A 22,587-nucleotide genomic window follows, 5' to 3' on the forward strand; every position below is an offset into this window, starting at 1 on the left:
TCCGAATCAATTCGAGCGGCCCGAATCCAACAGGGTGAACACTATGGATGCTATGCAAGCGGCAGCGCAGACGGCCGCGCCGTCCGGAACGGCGCTCAAGCGCCGGCTGCAGAGCCGCCACATCGCGATGATCGCGATCGGCGGCTCGATCGGCACGGGGCTGTTCGTCGCGTCGGGCGCGTCGGTCGCGCAGGCGGGGCCGGGCGGGGCGATCGCCGCGTATATCGCGATCGGGCTGATGGTCTACTTCGTCGTCACCGGGCTCGGCGAGATGGCCGCGCTGATGCCGGTGTCGGGCTCGTTCGCGATCTACGGCGAGAAGTACGTCGACGAAGGCTTCGGCGTCGCGCTCGGCTGGACCTACTGGTACAGCTGGGCCGTGACGATCGCGATCGAGCTGGTCGCCGCGCAGATCGTGATGCGCTACTGGTTTCCGGCGGTGCCGGGCGTGTGGTGGGGCGCCGGGTTCCTGGTGCTGATCTTCCTGCTGAACACGCTGTCCGTGCGCGGTTTCGGCGAATCCGAATACTGGTTCTCGCTGATCAAGGTCGTCACCGTGATCGCGTTCATCGCGGCGGGCTTGCTGATAGCGGCCGGCCTGCTCGGCAACGGGCAGCCGGTCGGCTGGCGCAACTTCAGGACCGGCGACGCGCCGTTCGTCGGCGGCGTGCATGCGATGATGAGCGTCGCGCTGATCGCGGGCTTCTCGTTCCTCGGCACCGAGCTGGTCGGGATCACGGCGGGCGAATCGGAAAACCCGCGCAAGACGATCCCGCGCGCGGTGAAGCAGATCTTCTGGCGCATCATGCTGTTCTACGTGCTCGCGATCTTCGTGATCGGCCTGCTGGTGCCGTACACCGATCCGAACCTGCTCAAGAGCGACGTGACCGATATCGGCGTCAGCCCGTTCACGCTCGTGTTCAGGCATGCGGGCTTTCCGCTCGCCGCGGGCGCGATGAACCTCGTGATCCTGACGGCCGTGCTGTCGGCCGGCAACTCGGGCACGTATGCGGCCACGCGGATGCTGTACAACCTCGCGGCGGAAGGCCGTGCGCCCGCGATGTTCGCGACGCTGTCGCCGGGCGGCGTGCCGCGCAACGCGCTGTACGCGACGATGGCGGTGGGCGGGCTGTGCTTCCTCACGTCGCTGACCAACAACCAGAGCATCTATCTGTGGCTGCTCAATACGGTCGGCATCACCGGCTTCATCGCGTGGCTCGGCATCGCCGTCTGCCACTACCGGTTCCGCAAGGGCTTTCTGAAACAGGGCTACCGGCTCGAGCAGCTGCCGTATCGCGCGAAGTGGTTCCCGTTCGGGCCGCTGTTCGCGATCGCGATCTGCATCGTGATCTCGCTCGGGCAGGATTACCAGGCGTTCTTCGCCGCCCGCGTCGACTGGATGGAAGTGCTGTCGATCTATGTGTGGATCCCGCTGTTCGTCGCGATCTGGTGGGCGTATCGCCGCGTGCGCAAGAGCCGGCTCGTGCGCTACGAGGAGATGGAGATCGGGCCGTGGCTCACGCGCTCGGTCGAGGCCGTCGATGCGGCGGTCGCGCGGCACGGTCAACCGCACTGAGCGTGACGCGGCGCATGCGCGGCGACGGGGCCGGCTCGCGCAACGCGGCCGGCTCCGGTGAAGCAGGCGTGACGACGCGCAGCGGGCAGCACGCGTTCAGCGCGCGTGCTGCCGCTGCGCCTTCATGAAATCCACCCGCGCGGGAGGCGTGGCGCCGCTACTTGTCCAGCTCCGGGTAGTGCCGGAAGATCCCCATGTCGTTGAACGGGATGCGGCGCTCCGACTCGAGATAACGCGCGACGGGCGGATGCGCCGCGACGCGGTCGTGCAGCCCGACGAGCCCCGCGACCTTGCGTTCCTCGCGCTTCATCGCCTTCGGGAACGCGTAGCGCAGGCCTTCGATCAGCTGGAAGATCGACAGATCCACGTAACTGAGCGCGCTGCCGGCGATGTGCCCGCCTTTGTGCGGATTCTGCGCGAGCACGCGATCGAAGTAGCCGAGGAATTTCGGCAGCCGGTGTTCGAGGAAATCGGCCGCTCGCTCGGCGGCTTCGGCCTTCTGGTCCTCGTAGTAAAGGCCGCTGCCGATCGGGTGATGCGTGTCGTGGATCTCGGTGACGAAATCGGCGACGGTCAACTGAAGCTGATGCACCCACAGCCGGCCGGCTTCGTCGTCGGGCGCGAGCCCCAGCCGCGCGCCGAGAAACAGCAGGATGTTCGCGGCCTGCCCGACGACCACGTCGCCGGCCTTCAGGAACGGCGGCGCGAACGGCACGCATTCGGCCTTCGTGCTGTCCATCAGCCGCATCATCGCCGACACGCCCATGCCGCGCCCCGATTCGCGCGCGACGTCGACGTAGTCGGCCTCGGCCGCTTCGAGCGCGAGCCGTACGTATTCGCCGCGGCCCTGGATTTCGGGCCAGTAATAGAGTTCGTATCGCATGCAGTGCTCCTGTCCGGTCGATGCGTCGGGCGATGCCAGCATCGTGATGGCGGGAAGGGCGGTCGCGCGCCGCCCGTTGCGAATAGACAGTCTAGGAGATCGTGCGGGAAGTGCGGTGCTTGCCGCGCATCACGCACCGCGCTCGTCGCGCTCGCCGCCTTCCGGGCCGTAGAAGAACACCCAGGTCGAGAAGTCGTCGGAGAAGCCGGCGAAGCGGTGCGCCGCGAATGCGGGGACGAACAGCACGTCGCCGGCCGCGACGCCGCATTCGCGTCCGTCCACGACGAACCGCGACGTGCCGGCGGCGATCACGTAGACCTCGTCGCGCGTGTGCGGCGTCTGCAGATCCTCGCCACGCGGCCGGTACAGCTCGATGTCGAGCGTGCCGTGTCGAAACAGCGTGGTGAACAGCGTGCCTTCATCGTCGAGGCGGGCGAGCGATTCGTTGATGCCGAGCTTCATCGTCGTGGGCTCCGGGGTGCGGATCGTGGGAACGAGGGCATGCGGGTTGCACCATCGTAGCGCGAAATCCGCAGCTCGGCCGGCGGTGCGCGACCCTGCCTGCGAATCGCGTCGCACGCCATCGATGAAACGGCGGCACCACGATCTCACCACCGATGAAACGAATCGGTCCGCCGGTGAAACGGCGCGGCGATCGTCGGCATGTGTGCGACAGCTTCACCGCAATTTAATAAACGCGCACTACGATCGCGCATCGTCAATCGACGGAGCGTCGTGCTGCGTTTCACGCTTCGACGCTGCCGCCCGTCGCGGATCTCTGCGATTCGCCAGATTGCCATTTCCCGTGACCCCGCGAATTGCACCGCCGCGCCATGCCGCCGCATGCGATTCGCATTGTTTCGCATTTCTTATGAATTCGAATGCATCGACTGCTTCACGCAGAAAATTCCTTGCCGCCGCACCCGGCATCGCGGCGGCGCCGCTGTTGAGCGCATGCGGTGGCGACGACGTCGCATCGGCGCCGCTCACCGATGCGGCGCTGGCCGCGCAGATGTCCGCGAAGCTGAACGCGCAGCTCGGCGACGCGGCGACGGTCGACGCAATCATGCCCGCGCTGACCGATGTCGGCTTCACCTGGGACCTGCCGACGGTCCCGGCCGCACAGATCGGCGCGATCGTCGCGTACAGCTTCGGCAATCGCCCGAACGCCGCAAGCGGCAACACGTCGAGCACGGGCGGCAACCAGTCCGCGCTGCCCGATCCGGGGCCCGTCAACGAAGCGCTCGCGGACGCCGTGTACCGCATCCGCCAGCTGAAGCCGGTCAAGGTCTACGCGCAGTGGGAAATCGCGCGCTTTCTCGTGTCGAAATACGGGATGGGCGCCGACGTGCTGTCGTCGGTCGAACCGGTGATCGCGAGCGACGGCACGATCGTGTACCTGAGCACGGCCGGCGTCGCGGCCGAGGCGGTTACGCGTGCGGGCGGTGCGGCTGCGATGGGCACCGTCGCGGTGGTCGGCCATCGCGACCATGCGAAGCGCTGCATCCAGACCTCGCAGCAGGCCGGCATGAAGGCGGCCGCCGTCGCCGAGGTGCCGCTCCCGACCGTGTACGACCCGCAATCGGGCCAGCCGTGGACGCGCAACCGCAGCCTCTACCTCGTGCACGACATGTACGCGCAGATGCTGACCCGCGCGATCGCCGCGACGATGCAGGCGTTTCCGAAGGGCTGACGCCTGCCGCTCTCCACTCGAATCTCATGACCATGACGACCCGCCGCCATTTCCTCGCTTCCTCTTCGCTGCTTGCTGCATCGTGCGCCGCCGTCGCGCCCGCGCGCGCGAGCGGTGCTCCCGTGTCCGATGCGGAACTCCAGCGCCAGATGCTCGGCAAGCTGACCGACGAACTGAACGATCGCGCGACCGCGGCCGACGAGACCGGCTACCTGCTCGACACGTTGTTCTCATGGACGCCGCCGGGCGTCGATGCGGCCGCCATCAACACGATCGCCGCGTTCGGCTTCGGCAGCCGCGCGGGCGCGTCCGGTGCCGCGCCCGTCCCGGGCCCGGTGAACGAGGCGATCGCCGATGCGGTGTTCCAGCTTCGGCAAAAGGCCGCGGCGCCGATTTACGCGCAGCAGGAGGTCGCGAGCGTGCTCGCGTCGAAATACGGGCTGACGGCCGGCGTGACGTCGATCGCGACGCGGGCACCGGCCGCCGGCAGCCCGATCCCGACCCCCGACGGCGTCGTCGCCGCGATCGTCCGACAGGCCGGCTCGGCCGCGGCGCTCGGCAAGGTCGGCATCGTCACGCATCGGGATCAGGCGTCGCTCGCCGTGCGCGTGTCGAGCGCCGCGGGGATGCAGGCCGCGGTGCCGGCCGGGCTGACGCTGCCGGTGTTCTACGACGCCGCCGCGCAATTGCCCGCATTGCGGCGTCGCGATCTCTACCTGCTGAGCAGCGCGGGCGTGCAGCTCGGCATGCTGCGGCTCGCGCTGATCAACCGCGAATACCCGAACGGCTGACGTTCCCCGTTTGGCTGGTAATGCCGATACAGGTATTGGCACTACCAGCCAAACCACTGTTTTTAATGGGTTTTTTCGCGCCGCGCCCGCGCCGCGGCGCGTTCTGCGTGGCATAATCGACCGCATCCGCAAGGCTTGTAGTCACAACGACCCCGCATACCCATGGCACAGACTCTCTACGACAAACTGTGGAATACCCACGTCGTCCACACCGAGGACGACGGCACGGCATTGCTCTACATCGACCGTCAGCTGCTGCACGAAGTCACGAGCCCGCAGGCGTTCGAAGGGCTGAACGTCGCGCACCGCCCGGTGTGGCGCATCAGCGCGAACCTGGCCGTGTCGGACCACAACGTCCCGACCACGGATCGCAGCCACGGCATCGCCGATCCGGTCTCGAAGCTGCAGGTCGACACGCTCGACGCGAACTGCGATGCGTTCGGCATCACGCAGTTCAAGATGAACGACGTGCGTCAGGGCATCGTGCACATCATCGGGCCGGAGCAGGGCGCGACGCTGCCGGGCATGACGATCGTCTGCGGCGACTCGCACACGTCGACGCACGGTGCGTTCGGCGCGCTCGCGCACGGCATCGGCACGTCGGAAGTCGAGCACGTGCTCGCGACGCAAACCTTGCTGCAGAAAAAGAGCAAGAACATGCTCGTGAAGGTCGAGGGCCCGCTGCCGCGCGGCTGTACCGCGAAGGACATCGTGCTCGCGATCATCGGCAAGATCGGCACGGCCGGCGGCACGGGCTACGCGATCGAATTCGGCGGCTCGACGATCCGCGCGCTGACGATGGAAGGCCGGATGACCGTCTGCAACATGGCGATCGAAGCCGGCGCGCGCGCGGGCATGGTCGCCGTCGACGATACGACGATCGATTATTTGAAGGGCCGTCCGTTCGTGCCGACCGGCGCGGAATGGAACCAGGCCGTCGAGTACTGGCGCGAATTCAAGTCCGACGAAGGCGCGCAGTTCGACCGCGTCGTCGAGCTGAACGCGGCCGAGATCGTCCCGCAGGTCACGTGGGGCACGTCGCCGGAAATGGTCACGTCGATCGACGGTCGCGTGCCGGATCCCGAGCGCGAGAAGGATCCGGTCAAGCGCGACGCGATGGAGCGCGCGCTGGCCTACATGGCGCTCGAGCCGAACACGCCGATCGAGTCGATCAAGGTCGACAAGATCTTCATCGGTTCGTGCACGAACGCGCGCATCGAGGACATCCGCGCGGCCGCCTACGTCGTGAAGAAGCTGAACCGCCGCATTGCGTCGAACGTGCGGCTCGCGATGGTCGTGCCGGGCTCGGGCCTCGTGAAGGCGCAGGCCGAGCGCGAAGGGCTCGACAAGGTGTTCACCGACGCGGGCTTCGAATGGCGCGAGCCGGGCTGCTCGATGTGCCTCGCGATGAACGCCGACCGGCTCGAGCCGGGCGAGCGCTGCGCGTCGACGTCGAACCGCAACTTCGAAGGCCGGCAAGGCGCGGGCGGTCGCACGCACCTCGTGAGCCCCGCGATGGCGGCGGCGGCGGCGATCGAAGGCCATTTCGTCGACATTCGCCAGCTGGGGTAACGCGTGACGGCATCGAAGCTCATCGCGCGGCTGGTGGCCGCGCTGGCGCTCGCGGGGCTGGGCTTCGGCCTCGCGGGCTGCAATACCGTCCGAGGCTTCGGCCAGGACGTCAACGCCGCCGGCAATGCGCTGCAGCGCGCCGCGGACTGACGCCCACCGAGAATTTGTCGATGTGCGCCGGCTGACTGCCGGCCCTTCAACCGGATAGACGGATCATGGAAAAATTCACTGTACATACCGGCGTCGTGGCGCCGCTCGATCGCGAGAACGTCGACACCGACGCGATCATCCCGAAGCAGTTCCTGAAGTCGATCAAGCGCACGGGCTTCGGTCCGAACGCGTTCGACGAATGGCGTTACCTCGACCACGGCGAGCCGGGCCAGGACAACTCGAAGCGCCCGCTGAACCCGGACTTCGTGCTGAACCAGCCGCGCTACCAGGGCGCATCGGTGCTGCTGGCACGCAAGAACTTCGGCTGCGGCAGCTCGCGCGAGCACGCGCCGTGGGCGCTGCAGCAGTACGGCTTCCGCGCGATCATCGCGCCGAGCTTCGCCGACATCTTCTTCAACAACTGCTACAAGAACGGGCTGTTGCCGATCGTGCTGACCGAGCAGCAGGTCGATCACCTGTTCAACGACACGTATGCGTTCAACGGCTATCAGCTGACGATCGACCTCGATGCGCAGGTCGTGCGCACGGGCGACGGCCGCGAGTATGCGTTCGACATCACCGCGTTCCGCAAGTATTGCCTGCTGAACGGTTTCGACGACATCGGCCTCACGCTGCGCCACGCGGACAAGATCCGCCAGTTCGAAGCCGAGCGGCTCGCGAAGCAGCCGTGGCTCAACAACAAGCTGGTCGGCTGAGATTGCCTCCGGGCGGGCGCGCATGACGCGCGCCCGCCGACCTGCCACCCATACCTATCCAGTCAGGAATAACGCATGAAGATTGCAGTGCTGCCCGGCGACGGCATCGGTCCGGAAATCGTCAACGAAGCGGTCAAGGTGCTGAACGCCCTCGACGAGAAGTTCGAGCTCGAGCAGGCGCCGGTTGGCGGCGCGGGCTACGAGGCGAGCGGTCATCCGCTGCCGGACGCGACGCTGAAACTCGCGAAGGAAGCGGACGCGATCCTGTTCGGCTCGGTCGGCGACTGGAAGTACGACTCGCTCGAGCGCGCGCTGCGCCCCGAGCAGGCGATCCTCGGGCTGCGCAAGCATCTCGAGCTGTTCGCGAACTTCCGTCCGGCGATCTGCTATCCGCAGCTCGTCGATGCGTCGCCGCTGAAGCCGGAACTGGTCGCGGGCCTCGACATCCTGATCGTGCGCGAACTGAACGGCGACATCTACTTCGGCCAGCCGCGCGGCGTGCGCGCGGCACCGGACGGCCCGTTCGCCGGCGCGCGCGAAGGCTTCGACACGATGCGCTACTCGGAACCGGAAGTGCGCCGCATCGCACACGTCGCGTTCCAGGCCGCGCAAAAGCGCGCGAAGAAGCTGCTGTCGGTCGACAAGTCGAACGTGCTGGAGACGTCGCAGTTCTGGCGCGACGTCATGATCGACGTGTCGAAGGAATACGCGGACGTCGAGCTGTCGCACATGTACGTCGACAACGCGGCGATGCAGCTCGCGAAGGCGCCGAAGCAGTTCGACGTGATCGTGACCGGCAACATGTTCGGCGACATCCTGTCGGATGAAGCGTCGATGCTGACGGGCTCGATCGGCATGCTGCCGTCGGCGTCGCTCGACAAGAACAACAAGGGTCTGTACGAGCCGTCGCACGGTTCGGCGCCGGACATCGCGGGCAAGGGCATCGCGAATCCGCTGGCGACGATCCTGTCGGCCGCGATGCTGCTGCGCTATTCGCTGAATCGCGCGGAGCAGGCCGATCGCATCGAGCGCGCCGTGAAAACGGTGCTCGAACAAGGCTATCGCACCGGCGACATCGCGACGCCGGGCTGCCAGCAGGTCGGCACGGCGGCGATGGGCGACGCGGTGGTCGCCGCGCTGTAACGCGCGCGGCAAGGCAGTCAGGCAGTTAAGGCAGTTGATTGTAGAAAAGGGCGCGAACGGGCCGCGAAATCGGCCGGTTCGCGCGCGGTTGGCCGTTGTGCGGGCAACCGGCTTTGTGTAGACTCGAACGATGGCGCTGATTTCCCTGATCTCCCCGGTCCTGAAACTCCACGGCAACACTGCCCGTGCGGGTGCGCGCGCCATCGTCATCACGAAAACCATTACCACGAAAACGATCATTAAACGCTGATCGCCGTCGTGCCCGCCTGTTTCCCCGCGCGGTCACGCGGGGACGGAAATGGCGGGGAAGCTCCATTCAAGCAAAGGGTTAGTCATGAACGTAGGTCTCGTAGGTTGGCGCGGCATGGTCGGCAGCGTGCTGATGCAGCGCATGCAGGAAGAAGGTGATTTCGACCTGATCGAACCGGTGTTTTTCAGCACCAGCAACACGGGCGGCAAGGCGCCGTCGTTCGCGAAAAACGAGACCACGCTCAAGGACGCGACCAACGTCGACGAGCTGAAGAAGTGCGACGTGATCATCACGTGCCAGGGCGGCGACTACACGAACGACGTGTTCCCGAAGCTGCGCGCGGCCGGCTGGAACGGCTACTGGATCGATGCGGCCTCGTCGCTGCGGATGAACGACGACGCGGTCATCATCCTCGATCCGGTCAACCTCGACGTGATCAAGGACGCGCTCGTCAAGGGCACGAAGAACTTCGTCGGCGGCAACTGCACGGTCAGCCTGATGCTGATGGCGCTCGGCGGCCTGTTCCGCGAGAACCTCGTCGACTGGATGACGGCGATGACCTACCAGGCCGCATCGGGCGCGGGCGCGCAGAACATGCGTGAACTGCTGTCGCAGATGGGCACGCTGCACGGTTCGGTGCAGGAACAGCTCGCCGATCCGGCTTCCGCGATTCTCGACATCGACCGCCGCGTGCTCGCGACGATGAACAGCGACGCGATGCCGACGAGCCACTTCGGCGTGCCGCTCGCCGGCTCGCTGATCCCGTGGATCGACAAGGATCTCGGCAACGGGATGTCGAAGGAAGAGTGGAAGGGCGGCGCGGAAACCAACAAGATCCTCGGCAAGCCGGCCATGGGCGAGCCGGGCTCGATCCCGGTCGACGGCCTGTGCGTGCGGATCGGCGCGATGCGCTGCCACTCGCAGGCGCTGACGATCAAGCTGAAGAAGGACGTCCCGCTCGACGAAATCAACGGCATCCTCGCGTCGGCGAACGACTGGGTGAAGGTCGTGCCGAACGAGCGCGAAGCGTCGATGCGCGACCTGTCGCCGGCGAAGATCACCGGCACGCTGACGGTGCCGGTCGGTCGCCTGCGCAAGCTCGCGATGGGTGGCGAATACCTGTCGGCGTTCACGGTCGGCGACCAGCTGCTGTGGGGCGCGGCCGAGCCGCTGCGCCGCATGCTGCGCATCCTGCTCGACAAGTAAGTCGGGCCGCGCCGCGCGCGGTGCGCGCGTGACGCGAAACGCCTGCCAGCCCTTCGCGGGGCGGCAGGCGTTTTTTTTGTCCGGCGTCAGGTCTTGTGCGGACCGCCCATTGCGCGGAAGTCCCGAACCGCTCGCGCGGCCGGGGCTTTTCCTGCATCGCCATCCTTTGGCACGAGGAATCGATGCGACGCGAAGTACAAGGAGGAGCCGAATTCGTTCCGGAACCCGATGCCGTCGTCCGGTTTTTCATCGATTGATGATCCTCTTTTGACAAAACCGGCGCCTGCGATTCAGTGCCCGGATCGGCGATGCCTTCGCGCGATTCGCGCACCGACGGCCCGACGCGGTCGGCCGTAAGGTCGCGGCGCAGGCGCGGACGGCCGCATCCGCAGGCGACGAATTCGGCCGGAACGCGATCGTGTGAAGTAAACTATGCGGTTACGACGCGCAGAGCCGCCCAAAGCGTCGCGTTCTGCGCGACGCTTTTGCATTTCTGCGGCGACTTTATTGACGCTTCCCTACGCGAATCCGAGCCGCGCCCGCGCGCGGCGATAGAGCCTACGATGTCCCGAATTTCCTTGTTTCCGCGTCAGTCCCGTCTGGCGCGCGCCGTGCGTGGCGCGCTGGCGATCCTGGCGCTCGGCGCGGCCGCTTCGGCCTGGGCGGCCGGTTCCGGCGAGCTGCCGGCGTCCGCCGCCGGCGGTGCCGCGCCGCTCAACGTGACGGTCCAGCCGGGCCAATCGTTGAACGACCTCGCGAAAGCCGCGACGCAATCGCACGATCCGGGCGTGCTCGCGCGCGCCGGCCGCGCGCTGTTCGGCGCCAATCCGCAGGCGTTCATGAAGCACGACCCGAGCCGCCTGAAAGTCGGCGCGACGCTGACGGTGCCGGCGCTCGATGCGACCGGCGCGGCGCTCGTGCCGGCTGCTGCGTCGGGGGCATCGCCTGCGTCCGCGCCGGTTGCCGTGTCGAGCACGGCGGCGGTCACGCAGCATGGCGCGTCGGCGCCGCATCCTGGGTCGGCCGTGCAAACCGCGCCGGCCGTATCGGCCGCGCATACGGCGCCGGTCAGCGGGGCGAGCGTCACGGTCGCAGCCGGGGCAGCGGCAGGCGCGTCGGCTTCGAGCGGCGCGTCCGCCGCGCACGGCGCGTCGACGGTCGAATCCGTCCAGTCGCCAGCGGCTGCGGCCGGCGCAAGCGGGCCGCACGTGTGGAACGGCGCGATCCAGTCCGCACCGTCGTCCGCGAGCGAAGCCGTGATGCAGTCCGGACCGGGCGGTGCAGCTCAAGGGATGCACGAACCGTCTGCAGCAGCGCCCGTCGCGGGTGCGTCGCAGCCGCGGCCGTCGAGCCTGCAGCAATTGCTCGCGCTGAAGAACCGCGTGCTGATGGAACTGCAGAAGCACGGGATCGGGAAGCCGGCCGCCACGAACAACGTTGCACCGGCGCCGGCGCCCGCTGCGCCGCGTCCCGCTGCGAACGGTGCGAACGGTGCGAACGGCGCGAACGGCGCGAACGGCGCGAACGGCGCGAACGGCGCGAATGATGCGGCGGCGTCAGCTGCCGCGTCGTCGTCGGCTGCGAGCGAAGCGGCGTCCGGCGTGGCCGCGAGTGCGGTGCAGCCGGCATCGGCGCCCGTGCAGCCCGCCGTGCCGGCGGCGACCGCTGTGCCTGCACGCGGTTCGGAACAGATCGACTGGCGTCCGGCCGCAGCGGCCGGCGCCGCCGTGGTCGTGCTGGCGGCCGGTTTTGCGTGGCGCAAGCGCCGGAAAGCGCGGCCGACCAACGAAACCGCACCGGCATCCGGCGGGACGGCTGTTGCCGACGGCGGTGCATCGTCGTCGCCGGTCGCATCCACGGAGCCAGTGCCGCCGATTCTCCCCGAGACGCCGTTGGCCCGCGACGCGGCCGCCGATCTGAGTCTGGTCACGGCCGCCGCCGCAGCGGCGGAGACGTTCGAGACGCACGAACCCGAAATCCCGTCGCCGTCGGAAACGGCGAAGCCGCACGACGTTCAGGCGGAAGCATCGGCCGCGCACATCGCACCCGACAGCGACGCAACGCCGGCCCCGCACGACGAGAAGCCTGTCGCGGAACCGGCCGCGGACGAGCCGCTCGTCACGCCCGCCGCACCTGCGACGAACGACGCCCAGCACGCGGCGCTGATGCAGAACGCGATCAGCGCGCTCAACAGCCTCGACATGCCGCTGCCGCCGCGTACGGCCGATGAGCCGCCCGCACGCGAAGGGCAAGCCGAAGGTGCGCAAACCGCAACTAACGGTCAATTCGCCGCGCACCCGCCAGTCGGCGCGGCCGATCCGTCCCCGGAACATCCGGCCGACCATGACGACGAGTTCGACTGGGATCCGGACGCGGCAACGCCTGCCTCTCACGCGGGCGGTGCCGCCGCGCCGTCGTCGCTGCCGCCGCTCGGCGTCGCGCAGTTCGGCGCGCTGAAGCTGGATTTCGATCTCGACCTGCCGTCCGCGCCGGGTGCCGTGCTGCCCGCGCTGACGCCGGAGGAACTCGCCCGCATCGCCCGCAACAAGCTGGATCTCGCGTCGGAGTACGTGCAACTGGGCGATCTGTCCGGCGCGCGCACGCTGCTGCAGGAAGTGGTCGACGCGAACGACGCCGCCACGCGCGACGATGCGCGTGCGCTGCTCGCGAAACTCGCGGAAGAGGCGTGATGCGGATCGCGCTCGGGATTCAGTACGACGGCGCCGCGTTCTGCGGCTGGCAGGCGCAGCCGCACGGCAAGACCGTGCAGGATGCGCTCGAGCGCGCACTCGGCGCGTTCGCATGCGTGCCGCTGCACACGACGGTCGCGGGGCGGACCGACACGGGCGTGCACGGGCTCGGACAGGTCGTGCATTTCGATACGGAGCTCGATCGCGCGGATTTCTCGTGGGTGCGCGGCACCAACGCATTTCTGCCGCCGACCGTGTCCGTGCAGTGGGCGAAGCCGATGCCGGACGCGTTCCACGCGCGTTTCTCGGCGTTCGAACGCACGTACTACTATGCGCTGTACGTGCATCCCGTGCGCTCGCCGATGCTGGCCGGCCGCGCGGGCTGGATCCACACGCCGCTCGACGACGACGCGATGCGCGCGGCCGCCGCGCATCTGATCGGCGAGCACGACTTCTCGTCGTTCCGGTCGTCGGAATGCCAGTCGAAGACGCCGGTCAAACACCTGTACCAGATCGACGTGCGGCGCGCGGGCCACTTCATTCATTTCCGCTTCCGCGCGAACGCGTTCCTGCACCACATGGTGCGCAACCTGATGGGCTGCCTCGTCGCGGTGGGGCGCGGCCGCTATCCGGCCGACTGGCTCGCCGACGTGCTGGCCGGGCGCGATCGTAATCTCGCGGCGCCCACGTTCATGGCCGACGGGCTGTACCTCGCCCATGTCGGCTACCCGGCGGAATTCGCCGTCCCGCCCGCGCAGCTCGGCAGCGTGCCGTGGAGCAGCGTCTGGGCCGATCTGGATCCACAACCATGACGGATCACGCCGTATCTTCTTCGACCTCCGCCGCGGCCGGCCTCGCGCCGCGCACGCGCATCAAGCTGTGCGGCCTGTCGCGCCCCGAGGACGTGCTGCATGCCGCCGCGCTCGGCGCCGACGCGATCGGCCTCGTGTTCTATCCGAAGAGCCCGCGCGCGGTGTCGATCGCGCAGGCGGCCGAACTCGCGAGCCTCGCGCCGCCGTTCGTGTCGGTGGTCGGGCTGTTCGTGAACGCGACCGAAGCCGAGATCGAGGCGGTCGTGCGCGACGTGCCGCTCACGATGCTGCAATTGCACGGCGACGAGACGCCCGAGCAGTGCGACGCCCTCGGCCGCGCGGCGCGCCTGCCGTGGTTGCGCGCGGTGCGCGTCGGCCCCTCGACGCAGCCGGCCGATTTGGTAGAATCGGCTCTTCATTATTCGAAAGCGCGCGGCCTCCTGTTCGACACCCTGGTGCCGGATTATGGCGGTAGCGGCAAGGTCTTCGATTGGTCACTTATTCCCGCAGAGCTCGCGCATCGGGCCGTTTTGAGTGGTGGCTTGAACGCGCAAAACGTCGGTGATGCGATCCGCCAGTTGCGTCCGTTTGCTGTCGATGTCTCGAGTGGCATCGAAGTGGAGGGCGCGAAGGGCGTGAAGGATCATGCCCGAATGGCGGCGTTCGTACGCGCGGTGCGCGAAGCGGACGCCGGGTGATGCAAGAAGGTGCGGCCCCGACAGCGGGGCGCACCGACCGATCGAGAGTGACACCATGTACAACCTTCCTGATGATCGCGGCCACTTCGGCCCGTATGGCGGCGTGTTCGTCGCCGAAACGCTGATTCACGCGCTGGACGAACTGCGCACGGCGTATGAAAAATTCCGGAACGACCCCGATTTCGTCGCCGAGTACGAGCGCGAACTGAAGTACTTCGTCGGCCGTCCGTCGCCGATCTATCACGCGCAGCGCTGGAGCGAGACGCTCGGCGGCGCGCAGATCTACCTGAAGCGCGAGGACCTGAACCACACCGGCGCGCACAAGATCAACAACGTGATCGGCCAGGCGCTGCTCGCGAAGCGGATGGGCAAGAAGCGCGTGATCGCCGAGACCGGCGCCGGCCAGCACGGCGTCGCGACGGCGACGATCTGCGCGCGCTTCGGCATGGAATGCATCGTCTACATGGGCGCCGAGGACGTGCGCCGCCAGGCCGCGAACGTCTACCGGATGAAGCTGCTCGGTGCGACGGTCGTGCCGGTCGAATCGGGTTCGCGCACGCTGAAGGACGCGCTGAACGAAGCGATGCGCGACTGGGTCACGAACATCGAGAGCACGTTCTACATCATCGGCACGGTCGCGGGCCCGCACCCGTATCCGGCGATGGTGCGCGACTTCCAGCGCGTGATCGGCGACGAGTGCAAGGTGCAGATGCCGGAACTCGCCGGCCGGCAGCCGGACGCGGTGATTGCGTGCGTCGGCGGCGGCTCGAACGCGATGGGCATCTTCTATCCGTACATCGACGATGCTTCCGTGCAGTTGATCGGCGTCGAAGCGGCCGGCGACGGCCTCGACACCGGCCGTCACGCGGCGTCGCTGATCGCCGGCAGCCCCGGCGTGCTGCACGGCAACCGCACGTACCTGCTGCAGGACGACAACGGCCAGATCATCGAGACGCATTCGGTGTCGGCCGGCCTCGACTATCCGGGCGTCGGCCCCGAGCACGCATGGCTGAAGGACAGCGGCCGCGCGCAATACGTGCCGATCACCGACGACGAGGCGCTGAAGGCGTTCCACGACTGCTGCCGGATCGAGGGGATCATCCCCGCGCTCGAGTCGAGCCACGCGATCGCGTACGGCGTGAAGCTCGCGCCGACGTTGCCGAAGGACAAGATCCTGCTCGTCAACCTGTCGGGCCGCGGCGACAAGGACATGCACACGGTCGCCGAGCGATCGGGCATCGCGCTCTGACCCCGCCCGATGCGTGACCTGATCGAACAACCGGGCGGCGGCGCCGCGAGCGAAGCGGAGGCGGGGCAGCCCGTCGTCGCGGTGTCGTGCGCATTGCCGTCCGGGATCGAGCTGCACAACCGCGATTTCATGACCGAAGCCGCGCGCCTGCCGGATGCGTCGATCGACCTGATCGTCGCCGATCCGCCGTACGGGCTCGGCAAGGACTACGGCAACGACTCGGACAAGCGTTCGGGCGACGATTTCCTCGCGTGGACGCGCGAGTGGCTCGAGCTCGCGATTCCGAAGCTGAAGCCGAGCGGGTCGATGTACATCTTCTGCACGTGGCAGTACGCGCCGGAAATCTTCAGCTTCCTGAAGACGAGGCTCACGATGATCAACGAGATCATCTGGGACCGGCGCGTGCCGAGCATGGGCGGCACGACGCGCCGTTTCACGTCGGTGCACGACAACATCGGCTTTTTCGCGGTTTCCAAAGCGTATTACTTCGATCTCGATCCGGTCCGCATCCCGTACGACGCCGACACGAAGAAGGCCCGCTCGCGCAAGCTGTTCGAAGGCAGCAAGTGGCTGGAGATGGGCTACAACCCGAAGGACGTCTGGTCGGTCTCGCGCCTGCACCGGCAGCACGCGGAGCGCGTCGATCATCCGACCCAGAAGCCGCTGGAAATCATCGAGCGGATGGTGCTCGCAAGCTGCCCGCCGGGCGGCCGCGTGCTCGATCCGTTCATGGGCAGCGGCACGACCGCGGTGGCCTGCGCACGGCAGGGGCGCGACTTCGTCGGCTACGAGATCAACGAAAGTTATTGCGCGATCGCGCACGAGCGCGTGAGCGCGCTCGTCGCGCCGGCGTGCGCGTGAGTCGCGCCGCCGAGTCGCCGATCGCATCAAGGAAAATTGCCATGTCCTCCCGTATCCAGCAGGCCTTCGCCGCACTCGCCGAACAAGGCCGCAAGGGCCTGATCCCGTTCATCACGGCCGGCGATCCCGATCCCGCGAAGACCGTCGAATTCATGCACGCGCTCGCCGAAGGTGGCGCCGACGTGATCGAGCTCGGCGTGCCGTTCTCGGACCCGATGGCCGACGGCCCCGTGATCCAGCGCTCGTCGGAACGCGCGCTCGCGCGCGGTGTCACGCTCAAGAGCGTGCTCGCCGACGTGAAGCGCTTCCGCGAGACCGACCCGAAAACCCCCGTCGTGCTGATGGGCTATGCGAACCCGATCGAGCGGATGGGCGTCGACGCGTTCGCGGCCGAAGCGCAGGCGGCCGGCGTCGACGGCGTGCTCGTCGTCGACTATCCGCCCGAGGAAGCGGGCGTGTTCGCCGAGAAAATGCGTGCCGCGCAGATCGATCCGATCTTCCTGCTCGCGCCGACGTCGACCGACGAACGCATCGCCGACGTGGGCAAGATCGCGAGCGGCTACGTGTACTACGTGTCGCTCAAGGGCGTGACCGGCGCCGGAAATCTGGATGTTTCGAGCATTGCGGGTAAAATCCCGGCCATCAAGTCGCGCGTGCCGGTTCCGGTGGGCGTCGGCTTCGGCATCCGCGACGCCGAAACGGCGCGCGCGGTGGCCGAAGTGTCGGACGCCGTCGTGATCGGCAGCCGCCTGGTGCAGCTGCTCGAGAGCGCCGCGCCGGAGGGCGCCGCCGCCGCGCTGAAGACGTTCATCGCCGAGCTGCGCGCCGCCCTGGACGGCGCCGGCAACACGGCGCGATAAACACAACACAGGAAGCGGGAACGGGCCGGTCGGCCCGCCCCGCCACGGAACAGGAAACCATACGATGAGCTGGCTCGACAAACTGTTGCCGCCGAAGATCAAGCAGACCGACCCGAAAAGCCGCAAGGGCATTCCGGAAGGCCTGTGGGTCAAGTGCCCGTCCTGCGAGGCCGTGCTGTACCGCAACGACGTGGACGCGAACCTGCACGTGTGCCCGAAGTGCGATCATCACATGCGCATCGGCGCGCGCGAGCGCCTCGACGGGCTGCTGGATCCGGAAGGCCGCTATGAAATCGGCCAGGAAATCGTGCCGGTCGACTCGCTGAAGTTCAAGGACAGCCGCAAGTACCCCGATCGTCTGAAGGAAGCGATGGACGAGACGGGCGAGACCGACGCGATGGTCGTGATGGGCGGCGCGATCCACACGCTGCCCGTCGTCGCGGCCTGCTTCGAGTTCTCGTTCATGGGCGGCTCGATGGGCTCGGTCGTCGGCGAGCGCTTCGCGCGCGGCGCGCAGAATGCGCTGGAGCAGCAGGTGCCGTTCATCTGCTTTACCGCTTCGGGCGGCGCCCGGATGCAGGAAAGCCTGCTGTCGCTGATGCAGATGGCGAAGACCACCGCGATGCTGACCAAGCTGGCCGAAGCCAAGCTGCCGTTCATCTCGGTGCTGACCGACCCGACGATGGGCGGCGTGTCGGCGAGCTTCGCGTTCCTCGGCGACGTCGTGATCGCCGAGCCGAAGGCGCTGATCGGCTTCGCCGGCCCGCGCGTGATCGAGCAGACGGTTCGCGAAAAGCTGCCGGAGGGCTTCCAGCGCGCGGAATTCCTGCTGAAGACGGGCGCGATCGACATGATCGTCGACCGCCGCAAGATGCGCGACGAGATCGCGCAACTGCTCGCGCTGCTGCAGCGACAGCCGGCCGACGCGCTGGCCTGATTGGCGCGGCGTTGTGAACTGCGCGCGTCGCCCGGCTGAACCGCCGGGCGGCGCGTTTCGTTTTTTGGCGTAGTGGCGGTACCGATTCAGATTTGATCCGATGAGCACTTTTCCCACTCTCGACGCGTGGCTTTCGCATCTCGAACGCGCGCACCCGGTCGGCATCGACATGGGCCTCACCCGCATCGGGCAGGTCAAGGCGGCGTTGCAGCTCGAATTCGCGTGCCCCGTGATCACGGTCGGCGGCACGAACGGCAAGGGTTCGACCTGCGCGTTCCTCGAGGCGATCCTCGTTCACGCGGGCTACAAGGTCGGCTGCCACACGTCGCCGCACCTGCTCGAATTCGGCGAGCGTGCGCGCGTGAACGGCCAGCAGGTCAGCGACGCCGAGCTGCTGCCGCACTTCGAAGCCGTCGAAGCGGCGCGCACGTCGCTGCCGGAGCCGGTGTCGCTCACGTACTTCGAATTCACGACGCTCGCGATCCTGCACCTGTTCGCGTCGCGCGGGCTCGATGCGGTGATCCTCGAAGTCGGCCTCGGCGGCCGGCTCGATGCGGTCAACATCATCGATGCCGATTGCGCGATCGTCACGAGCATCGACATCGACCATACCGAATACCTCGGCGACACGCGCGAGAAGATCGCGTTCGAGAAGGCGGGGATCTTCCGCGCGGGCAAGCCGGCGATCTGCGGCGATCCCGCGGTGCCCAACACGCTGGTCGAGCATGCCGAAGCGATCGGCGCCGACCTGTGGCTGGTCGGCCGCGATTTTCGCTACGAAGCGCAGCCGGGCGCGGAGCGCCAGCAATGGAGCTACCTCGGCCGCGAGAAGCGCTATCCGGCGCTCGCTTACCCGGCGCTGCGCGGTGCGAACCAGCTGATCAATGCATCGGCCGCGCTGGCCGCGCTCGAGGCGCTGCGCCCGGTGCTGCCGGTGTCCGCGCAGGACATCCGGCTCGGGCTCGCGAACGTCGAGCTGCCGGGGCGCTTCCAAGTGCTGCCCGGCAAGCCGGCGATCGTGCTGGACGTCGCGCACAACCCGCATGCGGCGGCCGTGCTCGAGCAGAATCTGGGCAACATGGGCTTCTTCCCGTACACGTACGCGGTGTTCGGTGCGATGCACGACAAGGACATCGACGGCGTGCTGCGGCACCTGAAGGGCGAGATCGACCACTGGTGCGTGACCGACCTGCCGCTGCCGCGCGCGGCGAGCGCGGAGCAGCTCGAAGCCGCGCTGCGCAAGGCCGGCGTGGAGGACGGGGCCGATTCGAGCGTGACGCGGTACGCGTCGCCCGCCGAAGCGTTTCGCGATGCACTAAAAAGAGCATCCGAGAATGATAGAATCGTGGTTTTCGGCAGTTTCCATACGGTGGCGGGTGTGATGGCCTACCGGAAATCGCAGCAACACTGACTGAAGGGCAGTTTCGGACTCAGCCATTCATGGGAATTTTCTCGTTCGGCAAGAAAGACGACGACGCGCCCCCGCGGCGCGGCGGTCGTACCGGGGCCTCCCGGAACGTGCGCACGGAGCGCACTGAACGCGTCGAGCGGCGCACGCGCCGCACCGAGCGTCCGGAATCGGACGCGCTGCTCCTCGATCCGACCCTTCCTGAAAAGCAACGTGCCCGCCGGCGCCTCGTCGGCGCGATCGCGCTCGTCGTCGCCGCGGTGATCGTGCTGCCGATGGTGCTCGATTCGCACCCGAAGCCGGTGACGGACGACATCGCGATCGACATTCCGAACCGGCCCGCACATCAGGCGGTCGCGCCGCGTGACGACGACGCGTCCGACGTGCAGGCGGGCGTCGCGCACGACGAGCCGCCGGCCTCCGACGCCGCGGTGGCGGCCGTTCCGGCCCCCGCGGAGAAGGACACGGCCAAGCCGGCCGCGAAGCCCGAACCCTCGACGACCACGGCGAGCGTGACGCCGCCGAAGCCCGCTGCGAAGCCGGCCGCGCCCGCACCGGCGGCGAAGCCGGCCGCGCCGAAGCCGGCGCCCGCGGCGGTCGCGAACGCCGACGCCGCGGCAGACAGCGGCGACGCATCGTCGCCGGCGTCGCCGGCCGGTGCGCGCTTCGCGGTGCAGCTCGGCTCGTTCAAGGACGACGCAACGGCCCGTTCGTGGGCCACCAAGTTGAAATCGGCGGGCGTGCCCGCATATGTCGAGCATCGCAAGCAGGCGGACGGCAGCACGGCTACCCAGCTGCGTGCCGGCCCGTTTGCGGATCGCGCGGCGGCGTCCGCCGCGATCGCGAAGGTGCGCGAAGCCGGACTCACGCAGTAACGTGCGATGCTGACGGCTTTCGACTACGCTGTATTGGCGGTGATCGCGTTGTCTGCGCTGCGTGGCGCGTGGCGCGGTTTCGTCTCCGAGATTTTCGGGCTGATCGGCTGGATCGCGGCGATCGCGATCGCCGCCCGTTATGTCGGACTGGTCGTGCCGTATATCCCGGCGAACTGGCCGGGCGGCGCGCTGACACAGTGGGTGATCGCGTTCGCGCTGATCGTGATCGGCGTCGTGTTCGTCGCGGGTGTCGCGAACGCGCTGTTGTCGCGGATCGCGCAGGCGACGGGCCTCGGCGGGGTCGATCGCTCGCTGGGCATGATGTTCGGGCTCGTCCGCGGCTGCGTGCTGGTGGTGCTGCTGGTCGCGGCGGCCGGGCTGACCGAATTGCCCAAACAGGATTTCTGGCGCAATGCGCTATTGCGTCCTTTCGCCGAACAGGGCGTGCACGAGCTGAAGCAGCTCCTGCCCGACGGCATGGCCCAGTATGTACGCGTGTGACGGCGCGGCCGGGCAGGACGGAACCGATTTTGTCATCTTGAAGGACATGCCATGTGCGGCATCGTAGGTGTTATCTCGCAATCCCCGGTCAATCAGCTGATCTATGACAGCCTGCTGCTGCTGCAGCATCGCGGTCAGGACGCAGCGGGCATCGCGACGGCGGACGGCAGCAATTTCCACATGTACAAGGCGAACGGCATGGTGCGCGACGTGTTCCGCACGCGCAACATGCGCAGCCTGCCCGGCACCTTCGGCATCGGCCAGGTCCGCTATCCGACGGCCGGCTCGGCGTCGAGCGAAGCCGAGGCGCAGCCGTTCTACGTGAACGCGCCGTTCGGGATCATCCTCGCGCACAACGGCAACCTGACGAACTGGGAACAGCTGAAGGACGAGATGTTCCGGATCGACCGCCGGCACATCAACACCAATTCCGACAGCGAAGTGCTGCTCAACGTGTTCGCGCACGAGCTGCAGCTGTCGACGACGGGCCTCGAGCTCGACCCGGCCGCGGTGTTCAAGGCCGTCGCCGGCGTGCATCGCCGCCTGCAAGGTTCGTACGCGATCGTGTCGCTGATCGCCGGTTACGGCCTGCTCGCGTTCCGCGACCCGTTCGGCATCCGCCCGCTCTGCATCGGCAAGCTCGAGACCGAACACGGCACCGAATGGATGGTCGCGTCGGAGTCGGTGGCGGTCGAAGGCATCGGCTTCGAGTTCGTGCGCGACGTGCAGCCGGGCGAAGCGATCTTCATCGACAAGGCCGGCAACTTCCACAGCCAGCAGTGCGCGGAGAACCCGACGCTGAATCCGTGCATGTTCGAATACGTGTATCTCGCGCGTCCGGATTCGTGCCTCGACGGCGTGCCCGTCTACAACGTGCGCCTGCGCATGGGCGACTACCTCGCCGAGAAGATCAAGCGCGAGCTGCCGAACGTGCCGATCGACGTCGTGATGCCGATTCCCGATTCGTCGCGTCCGGCTGCGATGCAGGTCGCCGCGAAGCTCGGCGTCGAGTATCGCGAAGGCTTCTTCAAGAACCGCTACGTCGGCCGTACCTTCATCATGCCGGGCCAGGCCGTGCGCAAGAAGTCGGTGCGCCAGAAGCTCAATGCGATGAGCATCGAGTTCAAGGACAAGCACGTGCTGATCGTCGACGATTCGATCGTGCGCGGCACGACCTCGCACGAAATCGTGCAGATGGCGCGCGATGCGGGCGCGAAGTCGGTGATCTTCGCGTCGGCGGCGCCGCCCGTGAAGTTCCCGAACGTGTACGGCATCGACATGCCGACGCGCGGCGAGCTGGTTGCACACGGCCGCACCGACGAGGAAGTCGCGAAGATCATCGGTGCCGACCACCTGATCTATCAGGACGTCGACGACCTGCGCCGCGCGGTGCGCGACATCAACCCGAAGCTCGAGGGCTTCGAGGCGTCGTGCTTCGACGGCAACTACATCACCGGCGCCGTGACGCCCGAGTACCTCGATGCGATCGAGCGCGCCCGTCTCGCACCGGCGTCGCAGGCCGATCGCGACACGGCAGGCGACACCGCGCGTTCGCAGATGAACCTGCAGTTGTCGGTCGAGTGATGCCGGCGCACGCTTCGGATGAAGCGTGATAGGATGTGGCCTTGCGTCGATTTGATTCAGCTTGCGGACGCGGGGCGACTTCCCAAAACAGCTAAAGCGAAGGCCGGCGGCAGCCGGCCCGAGTCGATCGCT

Annotated in this window: 22 protein-coding genes; 20 read left to right on the forward strand and 2 right to left on the reverse strand. The window is 67.6% G+C overall.

What is annotated here, in order from left to right; all coding sequences use genetic code 11:
- The first annotated feature begins 43 nt into the window (after positions 1-43).
- Positions 44-1,576, forward strand: coding sequence for an amino acid permease (locus tag U5A56_RS27475; protein WP_321925577.1), 1,533 nt, complete (start codon positions 44-46; stop codon positions 1,574-1,576).
- 157 nt (positions 1,577-1,733) lie between these two features.
- On the opposite strand, the gene U5A56_RS27480 is transcribed toward U5A56_RS27475, so the two are convergent.
- Together U5A56_RS27480 and U5A56_RS27485 are read right to left on the reverse strand one after the other, a co-directional pair.
- Complete coding sequence (locus U5A56_RS27480) at positions 1,734-2,459, reverse strand: glutathione S-transferase (protein WP_321925579.1); 726 nt, start codon at positions 2,457-2,459, stop codon at positions 1,734-1,736.
- A gap of 129 nt (positions 2,460-2,588) precedes the next feature.
- A complete protein-coding gene (locus U5A56_RS27485; RefSeq protein ID WP_321819184.1) occupies positions 2,589-2,921 on the reverse strand; it encodes a cupin domain-containing protein in 333 nt (110 codons plus the stop codon).
- Between the two features lie 409 nt (positions 2,922-3,330).
- Here U5A56_RS27485 and U5A56_RS27490 point away from each other — a divergent pair, with 409 nt between their 5' ends.
- The 19 genes from U5A56_RS27490 (at position 3,331) to purF (ending at position 22,455) form a co-directional block, all read left to right on the forward strand.
- Positions 3,331-4,152, forward strand: coding sequence for a hypothetical protein (locus U5A56_RS27490; protein WP_321925581.1), 822 nt, complete (start codon positions 3,331-3,333; stop codon positions 4,150-4,152).
- 32 nt (positions 4,153-4,184) lie between these two features.
- A complete protein-coding gene (locus U5A56_RS27495; protein WP_321809860.1) occupies positions 4,185-4,943 on the forward strand; it encodes a Tat pathway signal protein in 759 nt (252 codons plus the stop codon).
- Positions 4,944-5,105: 162 nt separating this feature from the next.
- On the forward strand, positions 5,106-6,515 hold the full coding sequence (gene leuC, locus U5A56_RS27500) for a 3-isopropylmalate dehydratase large subunit (RefSeq protein WP_321925584.1): 1,410 nt from the start codon (positions 5,106-5,108) through the stop codon (positions 6,513-6,515).
- 3 nt (positions 6,516-6,518) lie between these two features.
- Positions 6,519-6,665 carry an entericidin A/B family lipoprotein gene (locus U5A56_RS27505; RefSeq protein ID WP_011658379.1) on the forward strand — a complete coding sequence of 49 codons (147 nt, stop codon included), beginning with the start codon at positions 6,519-6,521 and terminating at the stop codon, positions 6,663-6,665.
- A gap of 65 nt (positions 6,666-6,730) precedes the next feature.
- Positions 6,731-7,381 carry a 3-isopropylmalate dehydratase small subunit gene (gene leuD, locus U5A56_RS27510; protein ID WP_044843811.1) on the forward strand — a complete coding sequence of 217 codons (651 nt, stop codon included), beginning with the start codon at positions 6,731-6,733 and terminating at the stop codon, positions 7,379-7,381.
- Positions 7,382-7,456: 75 nt separating this feature from the next.
- Positions 7,457-8,524 carry a 3-isopropylmalate dehydrogenase gene (gene leuB / locus U5A56_RS27515; protein ID WP_124486391.1) on the forward strand — a complete coding sequence of 356 codons (1,068 nt, stop codon included), beginning with the start codon at positions 7,457-7,459 and terminating at the stop codon, positions 8,522-8,524.
- Between the two features lie 130 nt (positions 8,525-8,654).
- Positions 8,655-8,774 (forward strand): hypothetical protein, encoded by a 120-nt coding sequence (locus U5A56_RS27520; protein ID WP_006756675.1) that lies wholly within the window; start codon positions 8,655-8,657, stop codon positions 8,772-8,774.
- 84 nt (positions 8,775-8,858) lie between these two features.
- Positions 8,859-9,980 carry an aspartate-semialdehyde dehydrogenase gene (gene asd / locus U5A56_RS27525; protein ID WP_057923940.1) on the forward strand — a complete coding sequence of 374 codons (1,122 nt, stop codon included), beginning with the start codon at positions 8,859-8,861 and terminating at the stop codon, positions 9,978-9,980.
- 563 nt (positions 9,981-10,543) lie between these two features.
- Positions 10,544-12,670, forward strand: a complete 2,127-nt coding sequence (locus U5A56_RS27530) for a FimV/HubP family polar landmark protein (protein ID WP_321925671.1) — start codon at positions 10,544-10,546, stop codon at positions 12,668-12,670.
- Positions 12,670-13,482, forward strand: a complete 813-nt coding sequence (gene truA / locus U5A56_RS27535) for a tRNA pseudouridine(38-40) synthase TruA (protein ID WP_185500371.1) — start codon at positions 12,670-12,672, stop codon at positions 13,480-13,482. Before U5A56_RS27530 ends, truA begins: the two co-directional genes overlap by 1 nt.
- Positions 13,479-14,180 carry a phosphoribosylanthranilate isomerase gene (locus tag U5A56_RS27540; RefSeq protein WP_044843816.1) on the forward strand — a complete coding sequence of 234 codons (702 nt, stop codon included), beginning with the start codon at positions 13,479-13,481 and terminating at the stop codon, positions 14,178-14,180. The genes truA and U5A56_RS27540 overlap by 4 nt, the downstream gene beginning before the upstream one ends.
- Before the next feature lie 55 nt (positions 14,181-14,235).
- Positions 14,236-15,429, forward strand: a complete 1,194-nt coding sequence (trpB, locus tag U5A56_RS27545; protein ID WP_044843817.1) for a tryptophan synthase subunit beta — start codon at positions 14,236-14,238, stop codon at positions 15,427-15,429.
- 9 nt (positions 15,430-15,438) lie between these two features.
- Positions 15,439-16,290, forward strand: a complete 852-nt coding sequence (locus U5A56_RS27550; protein WP_321925587.1) for a site-specific DNA-methyltransferase — start codon at positions 15,439-15,441, stop codon at positions 16,288-16,290.
- Between the two features lie 41 nt (positions 16,291-16,331).
- Positions 16,332-17,150, forward strand: coding sequence for a tryptophan synthase subunit alpha (gene trpA / locus U5A56_RS27555; protein ID WP_321925588.1), 819 nt, complete (start codon positions 16,332-16,334; stop codon positions 17,148-17,150).
- Positions 17,151-17,214: 64 nt separating this feature from the next.
- On the forward strand, positions 17,215-18,087 hold the full coding sequence (gene accD / locus U5A56_RS27560) for an acetyl-CoA carboxylase, carboxyltransferase subunit beta (RefSeq protein ID WP_044843820.1): 873 nt from the start codon (positions 17,215-17,217) through the stop codon (positions 18,085-18,087).
- 100 nt (positions 18,088-18,187) lie between these two features.
- Positions 18,188-19,498 (forward strand): bifunctional tetrahydrofolate synthase/dihydrofolate synthase, encoded by a 1,311-nt coding sequence (folC, locus tag U5A56_RS27565; protein ID WP_321809817.1) that lies wholly within the window; start codon positions 18,188-18,190, stop codon positions 19,496-19,498.
- 29 nt (positions 19,499-19,527) lie between these two features.
- Positions 19,528-20,370: an SPOR domain-containing protein gene (locus U5A56_RS27570; RefSeq protein WP_321925590.1), complete on the forward strand. Its 843-nt coding sequence runs from the start codon at positions 19,528-19,530 to the stop codon at positions 20,368-20,370.
- A 6-nt stretch (positions 20,371-20,376) separates the two neighbouring features.
- Positions 20,377-20,871: a CvpA family protein gene (locus tag U5A56_RS27575; protein ID WP_044843823.1), complete on the forward strand. Its 495-nt coding sequence runs from the start codon at positions 20,377-20,379 to the stop codon at positions 20,869-20,871.
- Positions 20,872-20,922: 51 nt separating this feature from the next.
- Complete coding sequence (purF, locus tag U5A56_RS27580; RefSeq protein ID WP_321925592.1) at positions 20,923-22,455, forward strand: amidophosphoribosyltransferase; 1,533 nt, start codon at positions 20,923-20,925, stop codon at positions 22,453-22,455.
- Positions 22,456-22,587 lie beyond the last annotated feature (132 nt).

It is taken from the genome of Burkholderia sp. BCC1998 (assembly GCF_905339875.1).
Taxonomy (GTDB): domain Bacteria; phylum Pseudomonadota; class Gammaproteobacteria; order Burkholderiales; family Burkholderiaceae; genus Burkholderia.

Bases quoted from the DNA above. Each gene is read 5' to 3' on its own strand.
- U5A56_RS27520 (WP_006756675.1), top strand. From the start codon at position 8,655: ATGGCGCTGATTTCCCTGATCTCCCCGGTCCTGAAACTCCACGGCAAC.
- U5A56_RS27480 (WP_321925579.1), bottom strand. From the start codon at position 2,459: ATGCGATACGAACTCTATTACTGGCCCGAAATCCAGGGCCGCGGCGAA.
- U5A56_RS27475 (WP_321925577.1), top strand. From the start codon at position 44: ATGGATGCTATGCAAGCGGCAGCGCAGACGGCCGCGCCGTCCGGAACG.
- trpB (WP_044843817.1), top strand. From the start codon at position 14,236: ATGTACAACCTTCCTGATGATCGCGGCCACTTCGGCCCGTATGGCGGC.
- leuD (WP_044843811.1), top strand. From the start codon at position 6,731: ATGGAAAAATTCACTGTACATACCGGCGTCGTGGCGCCGCTCGATCGC.
- leuB (WP_124486391.1), top strand. From the start codon at position 7,457: ATGAAGATTGCAGTGCTGCCCGGCGACGGCATCGGTCCGGAAATCGTC.
- U5A56_RS27540 (WP_044843816.1), top strand. From the start codon at position 13,479: ATGACGGATCACGCCGTATCTTCTTCGACCTCCGCCGCGGCCGGCCTC.
- U5A56_RS27530 (WP_321925671.1), top strand. From the start codon at position 10,544: ATGTCCCGAATTTCCTTGTTTCCGCGTCAGTCCCGTCTGGCGCGCGCC.
- U5A56_RS27495 (WP_321809860.1), top strand. From the start codon at position 4,185: ATGACGACCCGCCGCCATTTCCTCGCTTCCTCTTCGCTGCTTGCTGCA.
- trpA (WP_321925588.1), top strand. From the start codon at position 16,332: ATGTCCTCCCGTATCCAGCAGGCCTTCGCCGCACTCGCCGAACAAGGC.
- accD (WP_044843820.1), top strand. From the start codon at position 17,215: ATGAGCTGGCTCGACAAACTGTTGCCGCCGAAGATCAAGCAGACCGAC.
- U5A56_RS27490 (WP_321925581.1), top strand. From the start codon at position 3,331: ATGAATTCGAATGCATCGACTGCTTCACGCAGAAAATTCCTTGCCGCC.
- folC (WP_321809817.1), top strand. From the start codon at position 18,188: ATGAGCACTTTTCCCACTCTCGACGCGTGGCTTTCGCATCTCGAACGC.
- U5A56_RS27570 (WP_321925590.1), top strand. From the start codon at position 19,528: ATGGGAATTTTCTCGTTCGGCAAGAAAGACGACGACGCGCCCCCGCGG.
- leuC (WP_321925584.1), top strand. From the start codon at position 5,106: ATGGCACAGACTCTCTACGACAAACTGTGGAATACCCACGTCGTCCAC.
- U5A56_RS27550 (WP_321925587.1), top strand. From the start codon at position 15,439: ATGCGTGACCTGATCGAACAACCGGGCGGCGGCGCCGCGAGCGAAGCG.
- purF (WP_321925592.1), top strand. From the start codon at position 20,923: ATGTGCGGCATCGTAGGTGTTATCTCGCAATCCCCGGTCAATCAGCTG.
- truA (WP_185500371.1), top strand. From the start codon at position 12,670: ATGCGGATCGCGCTCGGGATTCAGTACGACGGCGCCGCGTTCTGCGGC.
- U5A56_RS27485 (WP_321819184.1), bottom strand. From the start codon at position 2,921: ATGAAGCTCGGCATCAACGAATCGCTCGCCCGCCTCGACGATGAAGGC.
- U5A56_RS27575 (WP_044843823.1), top strand. From the start codon at position 20,377: ATGCTGACGGCTTTCGACTACGCTGTATTGGCGGTGATCGCGTTGTCT.
- asd (WP_057923940.1), top strand. From the start codon at position 8,859: ATGAACGTAGGTCTCGTAGGTTGGCGCGGCATGGTCGGCAGCGTGCTG.